This is a genomic window from Bradyrhizobium sp. Kon58 (assembly GCF_055807455.1).
The window spans coordinates 1-232 of the sequence record NZ_JBVVOT010000686.1; the positions used below are offsets into that span (position 1 = coordinate 1).

Here is a 232-nt window from a genome sequence, read left to right on the forward strand (position 1 = left end):
CTACAATCGCAACCTGACCCTAGAAGGCAGTGGTTTTGCCTACGAATGTCGTAGCGACGTCGGCTGGCGACCGTTCGCCACTCGTGCGCTACCCTACGTATTATGCTACCCAGGTGACTCATTCGGCAGCGGTCATTATCGGGTACGCCAGCCTTTTGCTGCACTTCAGGCCGCCAAGCTGGTCGACGGTGAAGTGAGTGACTCGCTTCTGCAACCAGTGGAACTGGAGAGG

The 232-nt window shown here is 57.3% G+C and carries 1 protein-coding gene; it reads left to right on the forward strand.

Annotation, left to right across the window (positions count from 1 at the left end; translation table 11 throughout):
• Positions 1–232: hypothetical protein (locus AC0L20_RS41940; protein WP_473295985.1), on the forward strand; the 232-nt coding region annotated here is incomplete at both ends.